We start from the raw sequence: 17,432 nt of genomic DNA on the forward strand, positions 1-17,432 counted from the left end.
GATTTGTTGTGTTGCAGCAAAGACTAAACTTACTATTTTCTGGATATTACCCTATGAAAAAATCATTACTCGCACTCGCTCTAATGGGTGCTTTCTCTGGCGCAGCATTCGCTCAATCTTCCGTCACGATCTACGGTATCGCTGATGCTGGTTTCCAAAGCCTAGATACCGGCTTGGCAGCAGGTAAGACATCTAAGATTCAAAGTGGTCAAGAAAGTGGTTCCCGCCTTGGCTTTAAAGGTACTGAAGATTTGGGCGGCGGTCTGAAAGCCAACTTCGTGTTGGAAATGGGATTGAATATTGACGACGGTAGTTCGGCTCAAGGTGGTAAAGCATTCGGTCGTCGTTCATTAGTCGGCCTGTCTGGTGATTTTGGTGCTGTTGACTTAGGCCGCGATAAAACGCCAGCTTTTAAATTCTTCGACAATTTTGATCCGTTTGCATCTGGTTTCATTAACAGCGGTAACGGTTTGTCCGGTAATACGGTGTACTTCGTTGGCGGCGATACAGCGAATACAGCTGGTGCATCTAATGGCCGTATCACAAATGCAATTATTTACTCTACACCAAGCAACCTGAATGGTTTCTCCGCTTTGGCTGGATATGGTTTTGGCGAAGTCGCTGGCGATACATCTGCTGGCCGCTCCTTAGGTTTGAATCTGCGCTATACGGCAGCAGGCTTTGATATCGGATACAACTACACTAAAGATAATCAGCAAGCAGTTGTTGGTGGTCCAATCAACGGCAAAAAAGCAAACACAATCGCAGCTACATATGATTTTGGTATTGCTAAGCCAATCGTAATTTATCAAAAAGTACAAGATGATGCAGCTTTGGCTTTGGATAAGAAAGTATTTACAGTTGGTGCAACAGTTCCAGTTGATGCTTCTAACAAAGTAATCGCAACTTATTCCAAAGTTAAAGATTCAACACGTATCAATACAACAACGTTCAACACAGTTGGCGATGCTAAACAGTTCGCATTGGGTTACCAATATGCGATGTCCAAGCGTACTGATTTGTACGCTGCTTATGCACGTACAACTCAAGATGCTAACTCTAAAGTATTGACCACAGTTAGCGGTGCTGACGTTAAAGAGCTGACATTTGGCATTCGTCATCTGTTCTAATCACATTGTGGCTTAGGCCTGAATTGATTTAAAAGTAATTGATGGGGTAGTCAGAAATGGCTACCCCATTGTCTTTGTTGTATTCTCGCGTTAACTCCATTTTAATTTCCTAAGTATGTCTGACACCAAACCTGCCGACGTTACATCCAAACCACTTTTTTATGATCCGGCTGAGCGCCGTATTCGTAGTTTTGTGACACGTGCCGGGCGCTTATCTGATGCGCAGGCGCGTGCTATTGCGACGCTGGGGCCACAATTTTTAGTCCCTTATCAAAAAACTATATTGGATGTAAATAGTCTTTTTGGTCGCACGGCACCTACCATTTTTGAAATTGGTTTTGGTATGGGCGAAACGAGCGCCAAGATTTCTGCCAGCATGCCCGAGAAAAATTTTATCGGCGTTGAAGTGCATACGCCAGGTGTTGGTAGCTTGCTCAAGCTGACGGATGAATTGGGTTTGTTGAATCAGCGCATCATCCAACATGATGCGTTCGAAGTTTTGACTAATATGATTGCGCCAAACTCTTTAGCAGGCGTCCATGTCTTTTTTCCGGATCCATGGCATAAAGCGCGTCACAATAAACGTCGTTTGATCCAAAGTCCTTTGGTCGCTTTACTAGCCTCGCGGATTGCTCCCGGTGGTTATTTGCATTGTGCAACGGATTGGGAAGAGTACGCAGTACAGATGTTAGAAGTGCTAGGCGCAGAGCCAACTTTACAGAATACGTCTGAAGGCTATGCTCCGCGTCCGGATTACCGTCCTGTGACTAAATTTGAAAATCGTGGCTTAAAATTGGGCCATGGTGTCTGGGATTTGGTATTCAGTAAAATATAAAAAGAGCGTTGCTCTCTGCTATGTTGAGTCAAAATCTTGCTCTGCAAAAATATGGTGATACATAGCAACTGTAGTAAATCGTTATAATGATTTCATGCTAAAACAAAGAACTATCAAAACATCAGTCAAAACAATCGGCGTAGGCGTGCATTCTGGCACCAAAGTCGATTTGATTTTGCGTCCGGCACCCGCTGATACGGGTATCATTTTTACCCGCATTGACCTTGACCCACCGGTTGTTTTCCACGCTACGGCACTCAATGTCGGCGACACCCGTATGGCATCGACCTTGTCGAATAATGGCGCTAAAGTTTCTACTGTTGAACACTTATTGTCGGCTTGTGCTGGTCTTGGTATAGACAACTTATACATTGATGTGAGTGCTGAAGAAATTCCTATCATGGATGGCTCTGCCTCTTCTTTCGTCTATTTATTACAGCAAGCAGGTATGCAGGAGCAGAATGCTGCGAAGAAATTTATTCGTGTTTTAAAGCCTGTTGAAATACGTGAAGGTAGCGGGAAAAGTGAAAAATGGGCACGCCTCGAACCATTTAACGGCTTCAAACTGCATTTTTTTATCGAATTTAATCATCCTGCAGTCGATGGCACGACCCAAACGGCCGAAGTCGATTTCGCCAAAGTCTCGTATGTGAAAGATGTTGCGAGGGCGCGTACTTTTGGTTTTATGCAAGATGTGGAAATGTTGCGTGGGATTGGTCTGGCGCGTGGTGGTTCTATGGAGAATGCCATTGTGATGGATGAATATCGTATCCTTAATGCAGATGGCTTGCGCTTTGATGACGAGTTTGTGCGCCACAAAATATTGGACGCCATTGGCGATCTCTATCTGATCGGCCATCCTTTTTTAGCGAGTTACACAGCGCATAAGTCAGGACATGGTTTGAATAATCAGCTGTTGCGGGCTTTATTAGCTCAGCCAGATGCGTATGAAGTTGTGACGTTTGATGAAATAGAATCCGCGCCAGATTCTTATGGTTTGCAAGAGCAGCGGGAATGGGCTTTAACCTGATATCTTGACTATACTCCTGCCTTGTATAGTAAAAATATGCCGTATCGTGCAGTAATTCTCTGGACGATTAAAAATACTCCCCATTTTTATTGATTATGTTTCACTCTGATGCCGCTTCACCAGATTGTGTAAAGCGGCAATCAGACCCGCATTTTGCGGCGTATTTTCCAAGGTATTCTCAAGCACATTAAACGCATTCACCGCCTGGTTCGACAGGCTACATTGCTTGACGTAAGGTTTGGGCTCGACTTTTCTCTTGACTTGTACTTTGATACGGATTGCGTTAATCTGCCATCCCCGCTGTACTAAAGCGTCTTGTAATTTTGGACATTGTTGTTTCAGCTTGGTGGCTAGCGCAGCGTTAGGCGCGGATAGAGTTAACTGCCCTTCCTCCAGTTGCAGCACATCACAGGCATTGAACATCGCGGGCAACAAGTTTCCACAGTCTTTTTGTAATTTGGCATTGCGCCTGATCGTAGGTAATAAAGGCGAAATTTGATCGTTGCTACGTAAAAAGTCAGCGGCGCCAGTGGTTACTGGCAACTTGCGGCCGCGCTTGATGTTGAGTCTATAGGGAGGTGGTGAAGATGCTTGCATGGATGGAACCTTACCACAAACAACCAGATTTGATCGAGTTGCCTGCTCACGAGCGGATGAGTGCTTTGCCGACACTCACATTGCTGCCGGATTATCTGCTAAATAGTTGTTTTATTTCTTCTCTTATTTGTTCTATTAGTCATGGAGTGAATTGATGCAAATCATCGTCATGCATTCACGCTTTACCCAAGCCAAATCCATCACCCTCAGTTCCCGACATATTATCGTAGCCGTTGTTGGCTTTTTATTGCTGACCATTTTGTGCTCCGCTTTGATGGCGGCATTGACGTTACGCCTTGCCAGCGGAGAAATACCGTTTTTAAGCAACTACGTCCCAGTCGCGCTGGTCAATGACCCCAATGCTAAAGACCGTTATGTGAAAGAAAATATTGCCGCAATGGCAGTCAAGCTAGGGGAAATGCAGGCGCAGTTAATACGTTTAGATGCCTTGGGCGAGAGAGTGCAAGGCTTGGCAGGCGTCAAGCCCGAAGAATTTAATTTCCGTGAAGTCCCAGGTCGCGGCGGACCAGAAAATTCCTCAGCTCCCGCAAAAGAACTGAATATGAGCGAATTCCAAGCCGCATTAGATGCGATGGGGAAAGATCTTGAGAATCGCTCTGATTACATGAATGTGGTGGAAACCAAGCTCATGGGTTTTAAAGTGCAATCCAAATTATTGCCGACCATTACACCAGTTAATGTCAGCTACAACGCGTCTGGCTTTGGCTGGCGGCTTGATCCATTCTCAGGGCGCAGCGCTTTTCATGAAGGTATTGATTTCCCCGCGCCAACCGGCACGCCTATAGTCGCCGCGGCAGGCGGCGTGGTAATTGCGGCTGAATTTCATCCAGAATTTGGCAATATGATTGACATCGATCACGGTGGAGAAATCATTACCCGTTATGCCCATACGTCCAAAGTCTACGTAAAAGTAGGGGATATCGTGAAACGCGGCCAACATATTGCCGACATCGGTTCGACTGGGCGTTCCACTGGTGCGCATTTACATTTTGAGGTGCATGTCAAAGGCATACCGCAAAACCCTCATAAATTCCTAAGTGCCGGCGCTAATCAAGCTAGCATGGCCGAGCTGGGGCAAAAATAAGTCTCAAATAAAGATGCCTGAGTGGCAATCCTGAATTTTTCGCCTCTAGCCGTAATCCAGCGGGTTTAATCAGTTTGTTGTTTAAAAAGTAATCATTGGCTTGCAACTACTTTGTAAGCTAACAAGATAATTTCGAGCGATCTCCACTTGATATTGTTGCCTTTGTCTCCAATTCTTCCATCATGCTTAATTTTGTCATTGTGCAATTGTTAGTAAATGATGCGCGCATGGTAAAATCGAAAGTTAGTCTATTGTTGTTGCTGTTGTAAATTCGTAGCGCTAGTGTTAACGATGTACGGGCGCCGTCAGCAATTTTTTCAGAATTCACTCATCCATTCATAGCATGTCATTCCTGACCAAAATATTCGGTAGCCGCAATCAGCGCCTTCTGAAGCAATACCAAAAAACCGTGCTTGATATCAACGCACTGGAACCTACGCTGGAAGCCTTGTCGGATGAGGCATTAAAAGCCAAGACGGAGGAGTTTAAAACCCGCGTTGCTAATGGCGAGACACTAGATGCAATCCTGCCAGAGGCGTTTGCCGTTTGTCGTGAGGCAAGTAAGCGTGTTTTAAAAATGCGCCATTTTGATGTGCAGATGATAGGCGGTATGGTGCTGCATTACGGCAAAATTGCAGAGATGGGCACCGGCGAAGGTAAAACTTTGATGGCGACTTTGCCAACTTACCTGAATGCCTTGTCCGGTAAGGGTGTGCACGTGGTAACCGTCAATGATTATCTGGCGCAGCGTGATGCCGAGTGGATGGGCAAATTGTACGGCTGGTTGGGCTTGACTACCGGTGTCAACTTATCGCAACTCGATCATGATGATAAGCAAGTTGCTTACACATCCGATATCACTTACGGTACCAACAACGAGTTCGGCTTTGACTACCTGCGCGACAATATGGTGTATGAAGCCAAAGACCGTGTACAACGTGGTCTGAACTTTGCCGTCGTCGATGAAGTCGATTCAATTCTGATCGATGAAGCGCGTACCCCACTGATTATCTCTGGTCAGGCTGAAAATCACACAGAGCTGTACTACAAAATTAACGAAGTCCCTAAGCTGCTGACGTTGCAAATCGGTGAAGAAAAACATGACGGCACCGGCAATGTTGAAGTTCCTGGCGACTACACTAAAGATGAAAAAACGCATCAGGTATTACTGACCGAAGCTGGTCACGATCACGCTGAACGTATTTTGACGCAGATGGGTTTGCTGCCAGAAGGCGCGTCCCTGTACGACGCTGCCAACATCACTTTAATTCATCATCTGTACGCTGCTTTGCGTGCGCATGCTTTGTATTTCCGAGATCAGCACTATGTCGTACAAGATAATGAAATCGTGATCGTCGATGAATTTACTGGTCGTATGATGACAGGACGTCGCTGGTCTGATGGCTTGCATCAAGCTGTTGAGGCCAAAGAAGGCGTGAAGATTCAGAATGAGAATCAAACGTTGGCATCAATCACCTTCCAAAACTACTTCCGTATGTATAACCGACTGTCCGGTATGACTGGTACAGCCGATACAGAAGCGTATGAATTCCAGGAAATCTACGGACTGGAAACGGTCGTGATTCCGCCAAACCGTCCATCCCAACGTAAAGATCGTCAGGATCAGGTTTACAAGTCAGCCCAAGAAAAATACGGCGCGATGCTGGTGGATATTCAAGATTGTTACGAGCGCGGTCAGCCGGTCTTGGTGGGTACGACATCGATTGAAAACTCTGAACTCTTGTCTGGCATTTTGGAAAAAGCCAAGTTGCCACATAATGTGTTGAACGCCAAGCAGCATGCGCGTGAGGCAGAAATTATTGCCCAGGCAGGTCGTCCAAAAGGCATCACCATCGCCACCAACATGGCGGGTCGTGGTACGGATATCGTCCTCGGCGGTAACGTCGCCAAGCAAGTGCAGCTGATCGAAGCAGACGACAAACTGTCTGACGCGCAAAAGCAGCAAAAATCTCAGCAACTGCGTGATGAGTGGCAGTCTTTACACGAGCATGTTGTCAATGCCGGTGGTTTGCATATCGTCGGTACTGAACGTCACGAATCACGTCGCGTAGATAATCAATTGCGCGGCCGTTCTGGTCGTCAGGGCGATCCTGGATCTTCCCGTTTCTATTTGTCTTTGGATGATCCGCTCTTGCGCATTTTTGCAGGTGATCGCGTACGCGCCATCATGGACAGACTCAAAATGCCGGAAGGCGAACCGATTGAAGCTGGTATCGTCTCCCGCTCGATTGAATCTGCTCAGCGCAAAGTAGAAGCGCGCAACTTTGACGTGCGTAAGCAATTGCTTGAGTACGATGACGTCGCCAATGATCAGCGCAAAGTGATTTACCAGCAGCGTAATGATTTGCTGGAAGCACAAGACATGTCCGAACTGATTTCTTCTTTGCGTGCGGGTATGTTCGCCGACGTGGTGCGCACTTATGTGCCAGCAGAATCGGTGGAAGAGCAATGGGATATTCCGGCATTGCAAGCAACGCTGGCAAGCGAATGGGCGCTGGATTTGCCTTTAGACAAAATGCTGGAAAATGAGCAAAGTCTGAATGATGAAGACATTTTAGAGCGCGTACAAAAAGCAGCGGATGAAGCTTACGAGGCAAAAGTAGCCTTGGTCGGTAAAGATTCTTTCGCAGGATTTGAGCGTAGTGTGATGTTGCAGAGTATCGACAGTCATTGGCGCGAACATCTGGCAGCGCTCGATCATTTGCGCCAAGGTATTCATTTACGCGGTTATGCGCAGAAAAATCCTAAGCAAGAATACAAGCGCGAAGCGTTTGAATTATTTGGACAGATGCTGGATTTGATCAAAAATGAAGTCGTCAAAACGGTTTCGACAGTGCGTATCCAATCACGTGAAGAAATCGAAGCTGCTGAAGAAAAAATGACACAATCACAAGTTGAGAATGTTCATTTTCAACACGCAGATTTTGATGCAAATGCGACCCCGGAAGAAATGTTGGCACCGACCGCTTTGGCTGAAAACAATGATCAGGCCCAAATGGAATACGCTCTCAAGGTTGGGCGTAATGATCCTTGTCCTTGCGGTAGTGGCAAGAAATATAAGCAGTGTCACGGTAAGCTGGCTTAAGTTGATTATTTAGGTTGATGATTTAGCTTGTTTGCACTGATGCAATAGAAGCATGTGGCACAAAATAAAAAAGGCGGAGATTTCCGCCTTTTTTATTGCCTGCTACTTTTTCAGAATTTTTAACTGAGTTCTTAGTAGATACGATTCTATACATCCAAAAATCAGTAAATTATATACTCCCTATTAGTATAATTAATTGTCCATATATTTATTGGTCATTAAGGTAATTTTATGAAAAAACTGGGGGAGTATATTTAAATTTAATCGCCGAAGATATCGTAAAAAGAAATATTTTTCCGTGTTGCAACGTAAATTTTAAAAATACGACCCCTGCGTACGCTTGTTTTAATGTTGTTTGTCAGAATTTGTATACACTCAAGCCTGTTGCATTCAATTGCTGTATTTAAAATAATCATTTGCCTATGCCACATAATATTTCCCTCATCACAACGATTGCCTCCGCCTTTGGATTGGCGTTGCTAATCGGCTTTATTGCTGTCCGTCTCAAACTGCCCGCATTAGTGGGTTATCTGATTGCCGGTATTTTGATAGGTCCTGCCACGCCCGGCTTTGTGGCCGACGTTAATCTGGCAGGGCAACTGGCAGAAATTGGTGTGATGTTGCTAATGTTTGGCGTTGGCTTGCATTTCTCGTTAGAAGATTTATTGTCGGTAAAGCGAATCGCCTTGCCCGGCGCGATCGTACAAATTGTTGTTGCTACTGCGATGGGGGCAGGCGTGGCGTATTGGTGGGGCTGGGACTTGGGGGCGGGGATCGTATTTGGCCTGGCATTGTCGGTTGCCAGCACGGTAGTCTTATTACGTGCGCTGGAAAGTCGTAATGAGCTGGATTCAGAAAATGGCCGGATTGCAGTCGGCTGGCTGGTGGTAGAAGATTTAGTGATGGTGTTAGTGCTGGTCTTATTGCCGCCGCTGGCTGGTTTGCTCGGTGCAGAAGGTGCTGATCATGCTGCCGTACCAGCGCCACATCACAGTCTGGGAGTGACGATCTTAATCACGCTGGCGCAGGTGGTCGCCTTTATCGCGTTTATGCTGATTGTGGGACGACGACTCTTCCCTTGGATATTGGCGCAAGTAGAACGGACTGGTTCGCAAGAACTGTTCACGCTGTGCGTGGTAGTTGCCGCAATCGGAATTGCTTATGGGTCGGCGATGTTGTTTGGCGTGTCGTTTGCACTCGGCGCTTTTTTTGCCGGGATGGTGCTGCGCGAATCCGAACTGAGTCTGAGAGCTGCCCAAGAAACCTTACCCTTGCGTGACGCCTTCGCCGTGCTGTTTTTTGTCTCAGTCGGGATGCTGTTTGATCCACGTATTTTGCTCGCCCAGCCTTGGCAAGTATTAACGGTAGTGCTGATTATTATTTTTGGAAAATCAGTTGCCGCTTTCTTGTTAGTACTGGCATTCCGCTACCCGCTCAATACGGCACTGACAGTCTCTGCCAGTCTGGCGCAGATCGGGGAGTTTTCATTTATCCTTGCAGGCTTGGGAGTCTCGCTAGGATTGTTATCAATGGAAGGGCAAAACCTGATCTTGGCTGGAGCGATTATTTCGATTGCGCTCAACTCCTTGGTATTTAAAGGCTTGGACTTATTTAAACACAGCAAGGCAATCAAGTCATAAAGCAAGCCATGAAGTAAATGGATACAAAACTCAGCAAATAATGTTGTAAATAATGACTACGCCACAAGTCAACACTACAAGTCAATACACCTAATCAATGACGCATTTTTTTGCTCACTCCAAAGCTCGCAGCCATGGATTTTATGGTTGGGTATTATCGTTGGCGTTACCGTTGGCCTTATTGCTGGCCTTATTGCTGGCATTACTGCTGATATTTATTTCGTTGCAGTTATTGATGTGCAGTTTAGCGCAGGCTGAGGAAGTTTCAAAAGCAGTTGCGCAGCCTGACTGTAATCGCCCATTTACTCTTGCACTGCATGATCACGGCTTGCTGTACTCGGCAAAAACAGGCGAGGGAATTGATAAAGATATTGCGGACGAAATGAGCCGGCGTAGCGGTTGCAAAGTCATTATCAGCGTGTTGCCACGTGCACGTATCTGGCAATTGATTGAGTCCGGTGCATTAGATTTTAGTTTGTCCGGTATTAGTAACGCAGAGCGCGATCGCTTTGCCAGTTTCGCTTGGTATTTTTCGAACAAATATTATTTACTGGTACGCAAAGAACTCAATATCCAGCAACTGAAAGATTTTGAAAATAATCCTGATCTGCAACTGGGGGTGATCCGTTCTTTTCGATACAGTCCTAACGCGAATCGTTTATTGGATAAATTACACGCAGAGCAAAGAGTCCGCTATGCATCGGATTTAGACCCTTTGTATCAGATACTGGAAGCCAACCGGATTCAGGCAATGATCATTGAGCCTTTTGATTATTCTCAGGTCGCAAATACAGCGATACGTGATCACACGATCGTGATTGATATGGACGATTCTTCAGTGCCGCATGGGTTGATTATGTCCAAGCGATCTTTGTCTGCCAAAGAACAAGAAAAATGGCGTGCCTTGATAAAAGGCATGCGCGAAGACGGCAAAGTCCTCACCATTTTTGAGAAATATTTTCAGCCAGAACTGGCTAAAGCGATGGTCAATTTTTAAATATAATGAACCGGATGAACCATCAAACTAGTCACTATCTAAATCATCAACTGAGTCGTCACTTTAGCCGCCAGTTAGTGGTTTTGCTCATTCTGAGCATGTCTTTAGGACTCAGCTATTTACTCTGGAAACATGAGAAAAATAATGCCTTGCTAGAGGTTCGCGCCACATTAGATTTTAATGTACGTGATATTTCTGGCCGCATACAGCAGCGTATGGCTTCGTCCGAGCAAGTGTTGCGTGGTGCGCAAGGTGTGTTTACGATTTCAGAATCGGTACAACGTAAAGACTTTGCTAATTACATCAATATGCTGCAGCTGGGTGCTGATCATGCCGGGATGGAAGGTGTCGGTATTATTTTATCGGTTGCTAGCGATAGTTTTGAGCAGCACATTGCCGTTATGCGGCAACAAACATCCGGCGAGTATCAAATTTATCCGCTACCCAATCCGGCAATCACATTTGCTGCGCCCATCATTCAGTTAGAACCTGCAATAGGTCGCAACCGCAAGATGCTTGGCTTTGATACCTATTCAGACCCCGTGCAGAAAGTGGCGATGGAGCGCGCCCGTGATTCTGGTGCGATTGCCGTCACAGCGATGCTTAAGTTGCCGGCAGCAGACAATGTGCCCGCACAGAATGGCTTCTATATTTATCTGCCGATTTACAAAGATGGCAGCCCGCACGACACGCAAGAGACACGGCGCGCTAATTTATTGGGCTGGGTGTTCGCCCCTTTTCGTGTTGCCGAAGTCATGGCCAGTTTGTATGGCGAAAATCCGCGTGCAACCGATATATGTATTTACGATGGGGTTGAGCCGACTGTCGCCAATTTGATGTATGACTCTGCCACTCTGCGTCGTGATGCCAGCGTAACTAAGCCAGCACGACTAGATCTGAACAAGGTGATTAAGCCCCAGTTGCTGCAAGCGACTGAGTATGTCAGCAACGGTGGTCGCTCCTGGACGATTGTGATGACCAGCTCATCGGGGGTGGAAAAAGCAATTGGTAACGATAAATCGACCTTGATCGCAGCCAGCGGTATTTTGCTTAGTGCGTTGTTGTCCGTGCTGGCCTGGGTGTTGTTGTCCGGACGTGAACGGGCGTTGACACTAGCGCGAGAAATGACCAAAGAGCTGCGCGAAAGCGAAGCACGTTTCCGGTATCTGGCGCAGTACGACGAGCTGTCTGGTTTGCCAAATCGTGCGATGTTCAAGGATCGTCTGAGGCATGCGATTGTGCAGGCAAAACGTGACAAAAGTTTACTAGCACTGATGTATCTGGATCTGGATAAATTTAAACCCATCAATGACAATCTCGGCCATCACGTCGGGGATATGTTATTGCGTGCGGTAGCAGAGAGAATGCAGCAATGTGTACGCGAGTCAGATACCGTTGCCAGAATGGGCGGTGACGAGTTCATGATTCTGTTACCTGTGATTGAGCTAGAGCAGGACGCCTTACTCGTCGCAGAAAAAATCCGTGCCACTATCAGCGAACCATTTGAAGTCTCGGGCGGCCACATCTTGCAAGTCTCTTGCAGCATCGGCATCGCATTGTATCCGCAACATGGCAATGATGAAATTGAGTTGTCGAAGAATGCCGACAATGCAATGTACCGTGCCAAGGAATTAGGGCGTGATCGGGTTAAAGTTTTTGACCCGGCTTGACACCTCTTTGCTAGTTGGTATTCCCCAAAGCGATTCGCAAACGTTGTACTAATTCCAGCAAGCGCGGTCTGACTTCGTTCAGCAAAAAATCGGGCGATAAGCTAAACGCCGGACCGCCACAATTGACCGACACAGGCGCCATGCCATTGCCGGGATAAAACGCTACCGCAATCGCGTTCACATCTTTTTGCCAGCTACCAAAGGAGGTGCAACAAGTGAGTTGGTCGTACTCGTCCAGCGATTGTTGTATGCCTTCTTGCACCGCAGGCCATTGCGCCTCGTCGGCCTGGCGTATCAATTCTAAAATCTCATGTCGCTCATCGGCCTTGACTGCGGCCAGATATGCCCGCCCCATTGCGGTACTTGCTAGTGGAATCCGCGAGCCTATATCTAGGCTCAAGGTCAATGCAGTCTGGCTGCGGCAATTCTCGACATAAATCATGCTAAGCCGGTCGCGCATACCCAGCGACACCATGCCTTGCGAAAAATCTGCCAGCTCCTGCATCAGCGGTCGCGCCAGTTGCCTCACGTCTAGTCGCGCCAGCATCGCGCTGCCCAGCGCCAGTGTGGCCGAACCCAAGCGGTATTTGCCCATGCTTGCGACGTAATCCAGATGCCCGGTTTTGGTCAGTGTGTAAGTCAGGCGCGACACCGTCGATTTAGGTAACTTGCAGCGTTCTGCCAACTCCTGATTTCCCAGCGCCTTATCCCCGGATCTAAAGCAAGCCAGTAGCTCCAGTCCACGTGCTAAAGCGGTGACAAAATGACGATCTTCTTTGGCTTGGGTGCTTGCTGCACTGAGGGATTTTTGGTCTGGCTTGATCAGATTTTGCATGCGTCTTGACAGGTGATGTGGGAGGAAATACAGTGAATTATATTTGCGGAACTTAATTCTGCATAGCGGAATTGTCGTTGTTGATAGATGCAGACAAGACAAAGTGATTAGAACGAATTGATTAGAACGAATTGATCAGACAGAGTTGATGAGGCCAAGCGCTCAGGCTACGCGATCAAACCAAATAACAGGATTCTTATGAATGAAAACAAACAAGCCGCTGGCGCACCCAGTACGCGCCCCGCGTTTAATTCCGGTGATCTGATTGTCGGCGTCATCGGCTGTGGAGTGATGGGGCGAGGCATCGCGCAAATCGCTGCGCTCGCTGGCACACAAGTCAAGCTGGTAGATAGTCGCGCCGGTGCAGCTGAGGCCGCACGTCAAGAGTTGATCGTCACTTTTAGCAAGCTGGTAGAAAAAGGTCGTCTGACGCAAGCCGCCGCGGATGCAGCCGAGCAGTGTTTGCACGCCTGCAATCAGTTGCCCGATCTTGCTGATGCGCACATGATAGTTGAAGCGATTGTGGAAGATTTGACGGCCAAGAAAACGCTCTTCCACCAACTTGAATCCATCATCAGCCCGACCACGATTTTGGCGACCAATACATCCTCCTTATCGGTAACGGCCATCGCTGCGGGTTTGCAATTTCCGCAACGGGTTGCTGGCTTCCATTTCTTTAATCCGGTACCGCTGATGAAGATCGTCGAAGCCATTGGTGGCTTTTTGACTGATCCAACTATCGTCGACTATCTGATCGCTCTCGGCACACATTGGGGACATGCCACAGTACGCGCCAAAGATACGCCTGGCTTTATCGTCAATCATGCAGGTCGTGGTTATGGCACGGAAGGTCTGCGGATTTTGGCGGAAAATACGACGGATATTCCGACGCTGGATCAAATTTTGCGGGACTGTGCGGGCTTCAAATTAGGCCCGTGTGAACTGATGGATTTGACCGGGCTGGATGTCTCACATCCGGTGATGGAATCAATTTATCAGCAATATTATGAAGAGCCACGATTCCGGCCGCAAGGATTGACGCGTCAGATGTTGACTGCTGGTGTGATCGGTAAAAAAGTCGGGCAGGGCTTCTATCAATACGATAATGCCGGTAAAAAAATCAGTGTTGATAGCGCAAAGCAATCAAGCCTTTTGCCATCATCGATCTGGATTAGTCCGGCAGATAAAGCGACCAGCGCAGAAATACGCACGCTGATTATCCAACTGGCGACACAAGCAGGCGTAGCAATCGAGCTCCATGATAGACCGAGTACCACGGCCTTATGTATTGTCACGCCCTTGGGTGAAGATGCCAGTACCTGTTGTGCCGATCACGCATTGGATGCTAGCCGCACTGTGGCGGTCGAAAGTTTGTTCGACTTCAGCAAGCGCCGCGTCGTGATGACAACGCCTGCGACAACACCTAGTTACCGCGCCATGGCGTGTGGTTTACTCGGCGCAGATGGCGCTGCTGTCAGCGTGATCCGCGACAGCGCTGGTCTGGTCGCGCAACGAGTAGTAGCGCACATCATTAATATCGCCAGTGATATTGCGCAACAAGCGATCGCCAGTCCGACCGACATTGATCGCGCCGTCAAATTGGGATTGGGTTATCCGCATGGTCCGTTGGCTTGGGGTGATGTCATCGGTGCCAAGACCGTGTTGACGATACTCGACAATTTGCTCAAACAGACAGGCGATCCGCGTTACCGCGCCAGCCCTTGGCTGAAACGCCGGGCGCACTTGGGACTGTCTTTGCATCATGAGGAGGCTTGAGTTTGTTAGCGTTTAGCGCAATCCAAGCGGGTATAAATAGCGAATGCAGTATTGAGCAGATGCCAGGCGACAAGCCTAATTAATCAACGTTAATGGATATACTCCCATTAAAATTTTATAAATATGGTTGATTGTCCAGACTTTATATGGACGATTAAAATATACCCAGTCAGAGTATATAAATAACACTAAGAGCGAGACAACGATGAATCTTCATTTCACCCCAGAAGAACAGGCATTCCGGCATGAGGTAAAACAGTTTATTGCCGCGTCCTTGCCTGCCGATATTCAACACAAAGTCCACAACGGCCTCATCTTGGAGCGCGACGATTATGTGCGCTGGCAGCAGGCTTTGCATGCGCGTGGCTGGGGCGGATCATCCTGGGCAAAAGAGTTTGGTGGGACTGGCTGGTCGGCGGTACAAAAGTATATTTTTGAAGAAGAATGTGCCGCCGCCGGTGCGCCACGCATCGTGCCCTTTGGTGTGAAAATGGTCGCGCCGGTGATCATGGCGTTTGGTTCGCCCGCACAGCAACAACGGTTTTTGCCCGGCATTTTATCGGGTGAAGAATGGTGGTGCCAGGGTTATTCCGAACCGGGCTCTGGTTCGGATCTGGCTTCAGTCAAAACATCGGCACAACGGGAGGGCGATCACTACCTGGTCAACGGTCAAAAGACCTGGACTACCCAAGCCCAATATGCCGACTGGATATTTTGCCTGGTGCGCACTGATAATGAAGTCAAACCGCAGCGTGGCATTTCATTTTTGCTGATCGACATGAAGTCCCCCGGCATTACCGTGCGTCCCATCATCACCATGGATGGCGCGCATGAGGTCAACGAAGTCTGGTTCGACAATGTGAAGGTACCGGCAGAGAATCTGGTCGGGGAAGAAAATGCTGGCTGGACTTATGCCAAATTTTTGCTCGGCCATGAGCGCACCAACATCGCCGGTATCGGGATCGCCAAGCGTGAGTTAGCGCGGCTTAAACGTATCGCCAGTCAAGAGACCAAAAACGGAAAGCCATTGATTGAAGACCCGCATTTTTCTCTCCGTATCGCGCAAATCCAAATCGACTTAAACGCACTAGAAATCACTAACCTGCGGGTATTGTCAGCAGAAGAACAACGCCGCACACCGGGGCCCGAAGCCTCTATCCTAAAAATTAAAGGGACAGAAATCCAGCAGGCGATTACCGAGCTGATGACCCAGGCAGTAGGTACTTATGCCTTACCATTACGCCGCGAGGCAATGGCGGCTGGTTATGACGGCGAACACGCAGGACCAGCTTATGCCAGTTCACTCGCCGCCAATTATCTGAATATGCGCAAGTTATCGATCTACGGTGGCTCTAACGAGATTCAGAAAAACATTATTGCGCAGATGATCTTGGGTTTGTAGGACGTCCAACTATCTCAACGAATTTGATCACCGATATCCGAGCACGTCTGATCCATCGCAGCAGAGAATTGTTGGTAGACCTTGGATGCTTCAGCTTCGTTTAGCGTTATCACAAAAAGCAAAATCATCAGGAGTAAAAAATGGACTTCATTTTTACCGAAGAACAAACCATGTTGCAAGACGCAACGCGTCGTTTTATCGCCAACGAAGCTAGTTTTGATATCCGCCGCAAGACGTTAGAAAAGCCTAGTCATGGCTTCAATCCCGCGATCTGGCAAGGCTTTGCCGACCTCGGTTTGTTAGCCTTGCATATGCCAGAAGCGGAGGGTGGCCTGGATGGCACGGCAACAGACACTTTGCTCGTCATGTCCGCAATCGGCGAGGGATTAGTGTTGGAACCTTATCTTGCCAGTGCCGTCCTAGCGAGCAAAGCCATCGCCGCTATGGGCAATGCGCAGCAGCGCGCCAACTACCTGCCGCAACTCGCCAGTGGCGCGATCACAGCCGTGCTGGCGCATGACGAGGTCAGCACACGTTTCGATCGCCTCAACGTCCAGACTAGGGCTACACCTGTGGCTGGCGGCTATTTATTGAACGGTCATAAAAGTGTCATTCCTCACGGCGGGTCCGCCGATATTTTATTGGTCACAGCACGTTTGCCTGACCAGCAATTAGCTGTCTTCATTATCCCTAAAGACGCAGCGGGTTTACGCGTATTGTCATATGCTACGGTCGACGGTGTCGCTGCCGCCGAGCTGGAATTGGATCAAGTCAGTGTTAGCGCTTCGGTGATGTTAGACGCTGCCAGCGATACAGAAGTCGCCATTGGCAACTTACTCGATATTGGTCTCGCTGCGGTTTGTGCAGAAGCCATCGGCGTCCTCGACAAGCTGCTGGCAGCGACCATCGACTATGCAAAAAATCGCAAGCAATTCGGCATCGTCATCGGTAAATTCCAGGCGCTACAACATAAAATGGCCGACATGGTGCTGCACATAGAACAAGCCCGGTCGATGGTGTATCTGGCCGCAGTCAGTTGCGAAGACCCGGATTTAAAAAGCCGCAGCATAGCGCTGTCCTCAGCCAAAGTCGTGATCGGACAAGCCTGCCGTTTTGTCGGCCAGCAAGCGGTGCAACTACACGGTGGTATGGGAGTGACAGATGAACTCAATGTCAGTCATTACTTTAAGCGGTTGATGGCGATCGAGTTGCAGTTTGGGAGTACTGATCATCATTTGGAAATGGTGGCTAGGAGTTTGACGGAGAGTTTGACTTAAGCAATGGCAGCGATGAACAGTTGCCATTCTGC

The 17,432-nt window shown here is 48.0% G+C and carries 12 protein-coding genes and 1 pseudogene; 11 read left to right on the plus strand and 2 right to left on the minus strand.

Annotation, left to right across the window (positions count from 1 at the left end; genetic code table 11):
- Positions 1 to 53: 53 nt before the first annotated feature.
- The 3 genes from RGU72_RS19940 (at position 54) to lpxC (ending at position 2,995) form a co-directional block, all read left to right on the plus strand.
- Positions 54 to 1,130, plus strand: a complete 1,077-nt coding sequence (locus tag RGU72_RS19940; protein ID WP_322121409.1) for a porin — start codon at positions 54 to 56, stop codon at positions 1,128 to 1,130.
- Positions 1,131 to 1,245: 115 nt separating this feature from the next.
- Positions 1,246 to 1,965: a tRNA (guanosine(46)-N7)-methyltransferase TrmB gene (trmB, locus tag RGU72_RS19945; RefSeq protein ID WP_322121410.1), complete on the plus strand. Its 720-nt coding sequence runs from the start codon at positions 1,246 to 1,248 to the stop codon at positions 1,963 to 1,965.
- Between the two features lie 94 nt (positions 1,966 to 2,059).
- Positions 2,060 to 2,995: a UDP-3-O-acyl-N-acetylglucosamine deacetylase gene (gene lpxC, locus RGU72_RS19950; protein ID WP_322121411.1), complete on the plus strand. Its 936-nt coding sequence runs from the start codon at positions 2,060 to 2,062 to the stop codon at positions 2,993 to 2,995.
- Positions 2,996 to 3,088: 93 nt separating this feature from the next.
- Here the strand turns inward: lpxC and RGU72_RS19955 are convergent, their stop codons facing one another.
- The gene (locus RGU72_RS19955; RefSeq protein ID WP_322121412.1) at positions 3,089 to 3,592 is read right to left on the minus strand and encodes a DciA family protein; all 504 of its coding nucleotides are present in this window, start codon (positions 3,590 to 3,592) and stop codon (positions 3,089 to 3,091) included.
- A gap of 154 nt (positions 3,593 to 3,746) precedes the next feature.
- Here RGU72_RS19955 and RGU72_RS19960 point away from each other — a divergent pair, with 154 nt between their 5' ends.
- The 5 genes and pseudogenes from RGU72_RS19960 to RGU72_RS19980 all read left to right on the plus strand — a co-directional run bounded on the left by RGU72_RS19960 (position 3,747) and on the right by RGU72_RS19980 (position 12,110).
- Complete coding sequence (locus tag RGU72_RS19960) at positions 3,747 to 4,697, plus strand: M23 family metallopeptidase (RefSeq protein WP_322121413.1); 951 nt, start codon at positions 3,747 to 3,749, stop codon at positions 4,695 to 4,697.
- A gap of 343 nt (positions 4,698 to 5,040) precedes the next feature.
- Complete coding sequence (gene secA / locus RGU72_RS19965; protein ID WP_322121414.1) at positions 5,041 to 7,803, plus strand: preprotein translocase subunit SecA; 2,763 nt, start codon at positions 5,041 to 5,043, stop codon at positions 7,801 to 7,803.
- A gap of 422 nt (positions 7,804 to 8,225) precedes the next feature.
- Positions 8,226 to 9,407, plus strand: a pseudogene (locus RGU72_RS19970) (cation:proton antiporter); the annotation flags it as partial.
- A 271-nt stretch (positions 9,408 to 9,678) separates the two neighbouring features.
- The gene (locus RGU72_RS19975) at positions 9,679 to 10,440 is read left to right on the plus strand and encodes a substrate-binding periplasmic protein (RefSeq protein ID WP_322121700.1); all 762 of its coding nucleotides are present in this window, start codon (positions 9,679 to 9,681) and stop codon (positions 10,438 to 10,440) included.
- Positions 10,441 to 10,454: 14 nt separating this feature from the next.
- Positions 10,455 to 12,110: a diguanylate cyclase domain-containing protein gene (locus RGU72_RS19980; protein WP_322121415.1), complete on the plus strand. Its 1,656-nt coding sequence runs from the start codon at positions 10,455 to 10,457 to the stop codon at positions 12,108 to 12,110.
- Positions 12,111 to 12,120: 10 nt separating this feature from the next.
- Here the strand turns inward: RGU72_RS19980 and RGU72_RS19985 are convergent, their stop codons facing one another.
- Positions 12,121 to 12,945: an IclR family transcriptional regulator gene (locus RGU72_RS19985; RefSeq protein ID WP_322121416.1), complete on the minus strand. Its 825-nt coding sequence runs from the start codon at positions 12,943 to 12,945 to the stop codon at positions 12,121 to 12,123.
- Positions 12,946 to 13,143: 198 nt separating this feature from the next.
- Here RGU72_RS19985 and RGU72_RS19990 point away from each other — a divergent pair, with 198 nt between their 5' ends.
- The 3 genes from RGU72_RS19990 (at position 13,144) to RGU72_RS20000 (ending at position 17,400) form a co-directional block, all read left to right on the plus strand.
- Positions 13,144 to 14,721, plus strand: a complete 1,578-nt coding sequence (locus RGU72_RS19990) for a 3-hydroxyacyl-CoA dehydrogenase (protein ID WP_322121417.1) — start codon at positions 13,144 to 13,146, stop codon at positions 14,719 to 14,721.
- A gap of 205 nt (positions 14,722 to 14,926) precedes the next feature.
- On the plus strand, positions 14,927 to 16,123 hold the full coding sequence (locus RGU72_RS19995; RefSeq protein ID WP_322121418.1) for an acyl-CoA dehydrogenase family protein: 1,197 nt from the start codon (positions 14,927 to 14,929) through the stop codon (positions 16,121 to 16,123).
- Between the two features lie 140 nt (positions 16,124 to 16,263).
- Complete coding sequence (locus tag RGU72_RS20000; RefSeq protein ID WP_322121419.1) at positions 16,264 to 17,400, plus strand: acyl-CoA dehydrogenase family protein; 1,137 nt, start codon at positions 16,264 to 16,266, stop codon at positions 17,398 to 17,400.
- The last annotated feature ends 32 nt before the right edge of the window (positions 17,401 to 17,432 follow it).

The sequence above is a fragment of the Undibacterium sp. 5I1 genome (genome assembly GCF_034314085.1).
Lineage (GTDB): Bacteria > Pseudomonadota > Gammaproteobacteria > Burkholderiales > Burkholderiaceae_D > Undibacterium.

Coding starts and splice junctions, on each gene's coding strand:
- RGU72_RS19955 (WP_322121412.1), bottom strand. CDS start 3,592: ATGCAAGCATCTTCACCACCTCCCTATAGACTCAACATCAAGCGCGGC.
- RGU72_RS20000 (WP_322121419.1), top strand. CDS start 16,264: ATGGACTTCATTTTTACCGAAGAACAAACCATGTTGCAAGACGCAACG.
- RGU72_RS19985 (WP_322121416.1), bottom strand. CDS start 12,945: ATGCAAAATCTGATCAAGCCAGACCAAAAATCCCTCAGTGCAGCAAGC.
- RGU72_RS19960 (WP_322121413.1), top strand. CDS start 3,747: ATGCAAATCATCGTCATGCATTCACGCTTTACCCAAGCCAAATCCATC.
- lpxC (WP_322121411.1), top strand. CDS start 2,060: ATGCTAAAACAAAGAACTATCAAAACATCAGTCAAAACAATCGGCGTA.
- RGU72_RS19990 (WP_322121417.1), top strand. CDS start 13,144: ATGAATGAAAACAAACAAGCCGCTGGCGCACCCAGTACGCGCCCCGCG.
- RGU72_RS19995 (WP_322121418.1), top strand. CDS start 14,927: ATGAATCTTCATTTCACCCCAGAAGAACAGGCATTCCGGCATGAGGTA.
- trmB (WP_322121410.1), top strand. CDS start 1,246: ATGTCTGACACCAAACCTGCCGACGTTACATCCAAACCACTTTTTTAT.
- RGU72_RS19980 (WP_322121415.1), top strand. CDS start 10,455: ATGAACCATCAAACTAGTCACTATCTAAATCATCAACTGAGTCGTCAC.
- RGU72_RS19975 (WP_322121700.1), top strand. CDS start 9,679: ATGTGCAGTTTAGCGCAGGCTGAGGAAGTTTCAAAAGCAGTTGCGCAG.
- RGU72_RS19940 (WP_322121409.1), top strand. CDS start 54: ATGAAAAAATCATTACTCGCACTCGCTCTAATGGGTGCTTTCTCTGGC.
- secA (WP_322121414.1), top strand. CDS start 5,041: ATGTCATTCCTGACCAAAATATTCGGTAGCCGCAATCAGCGCCTTCTG.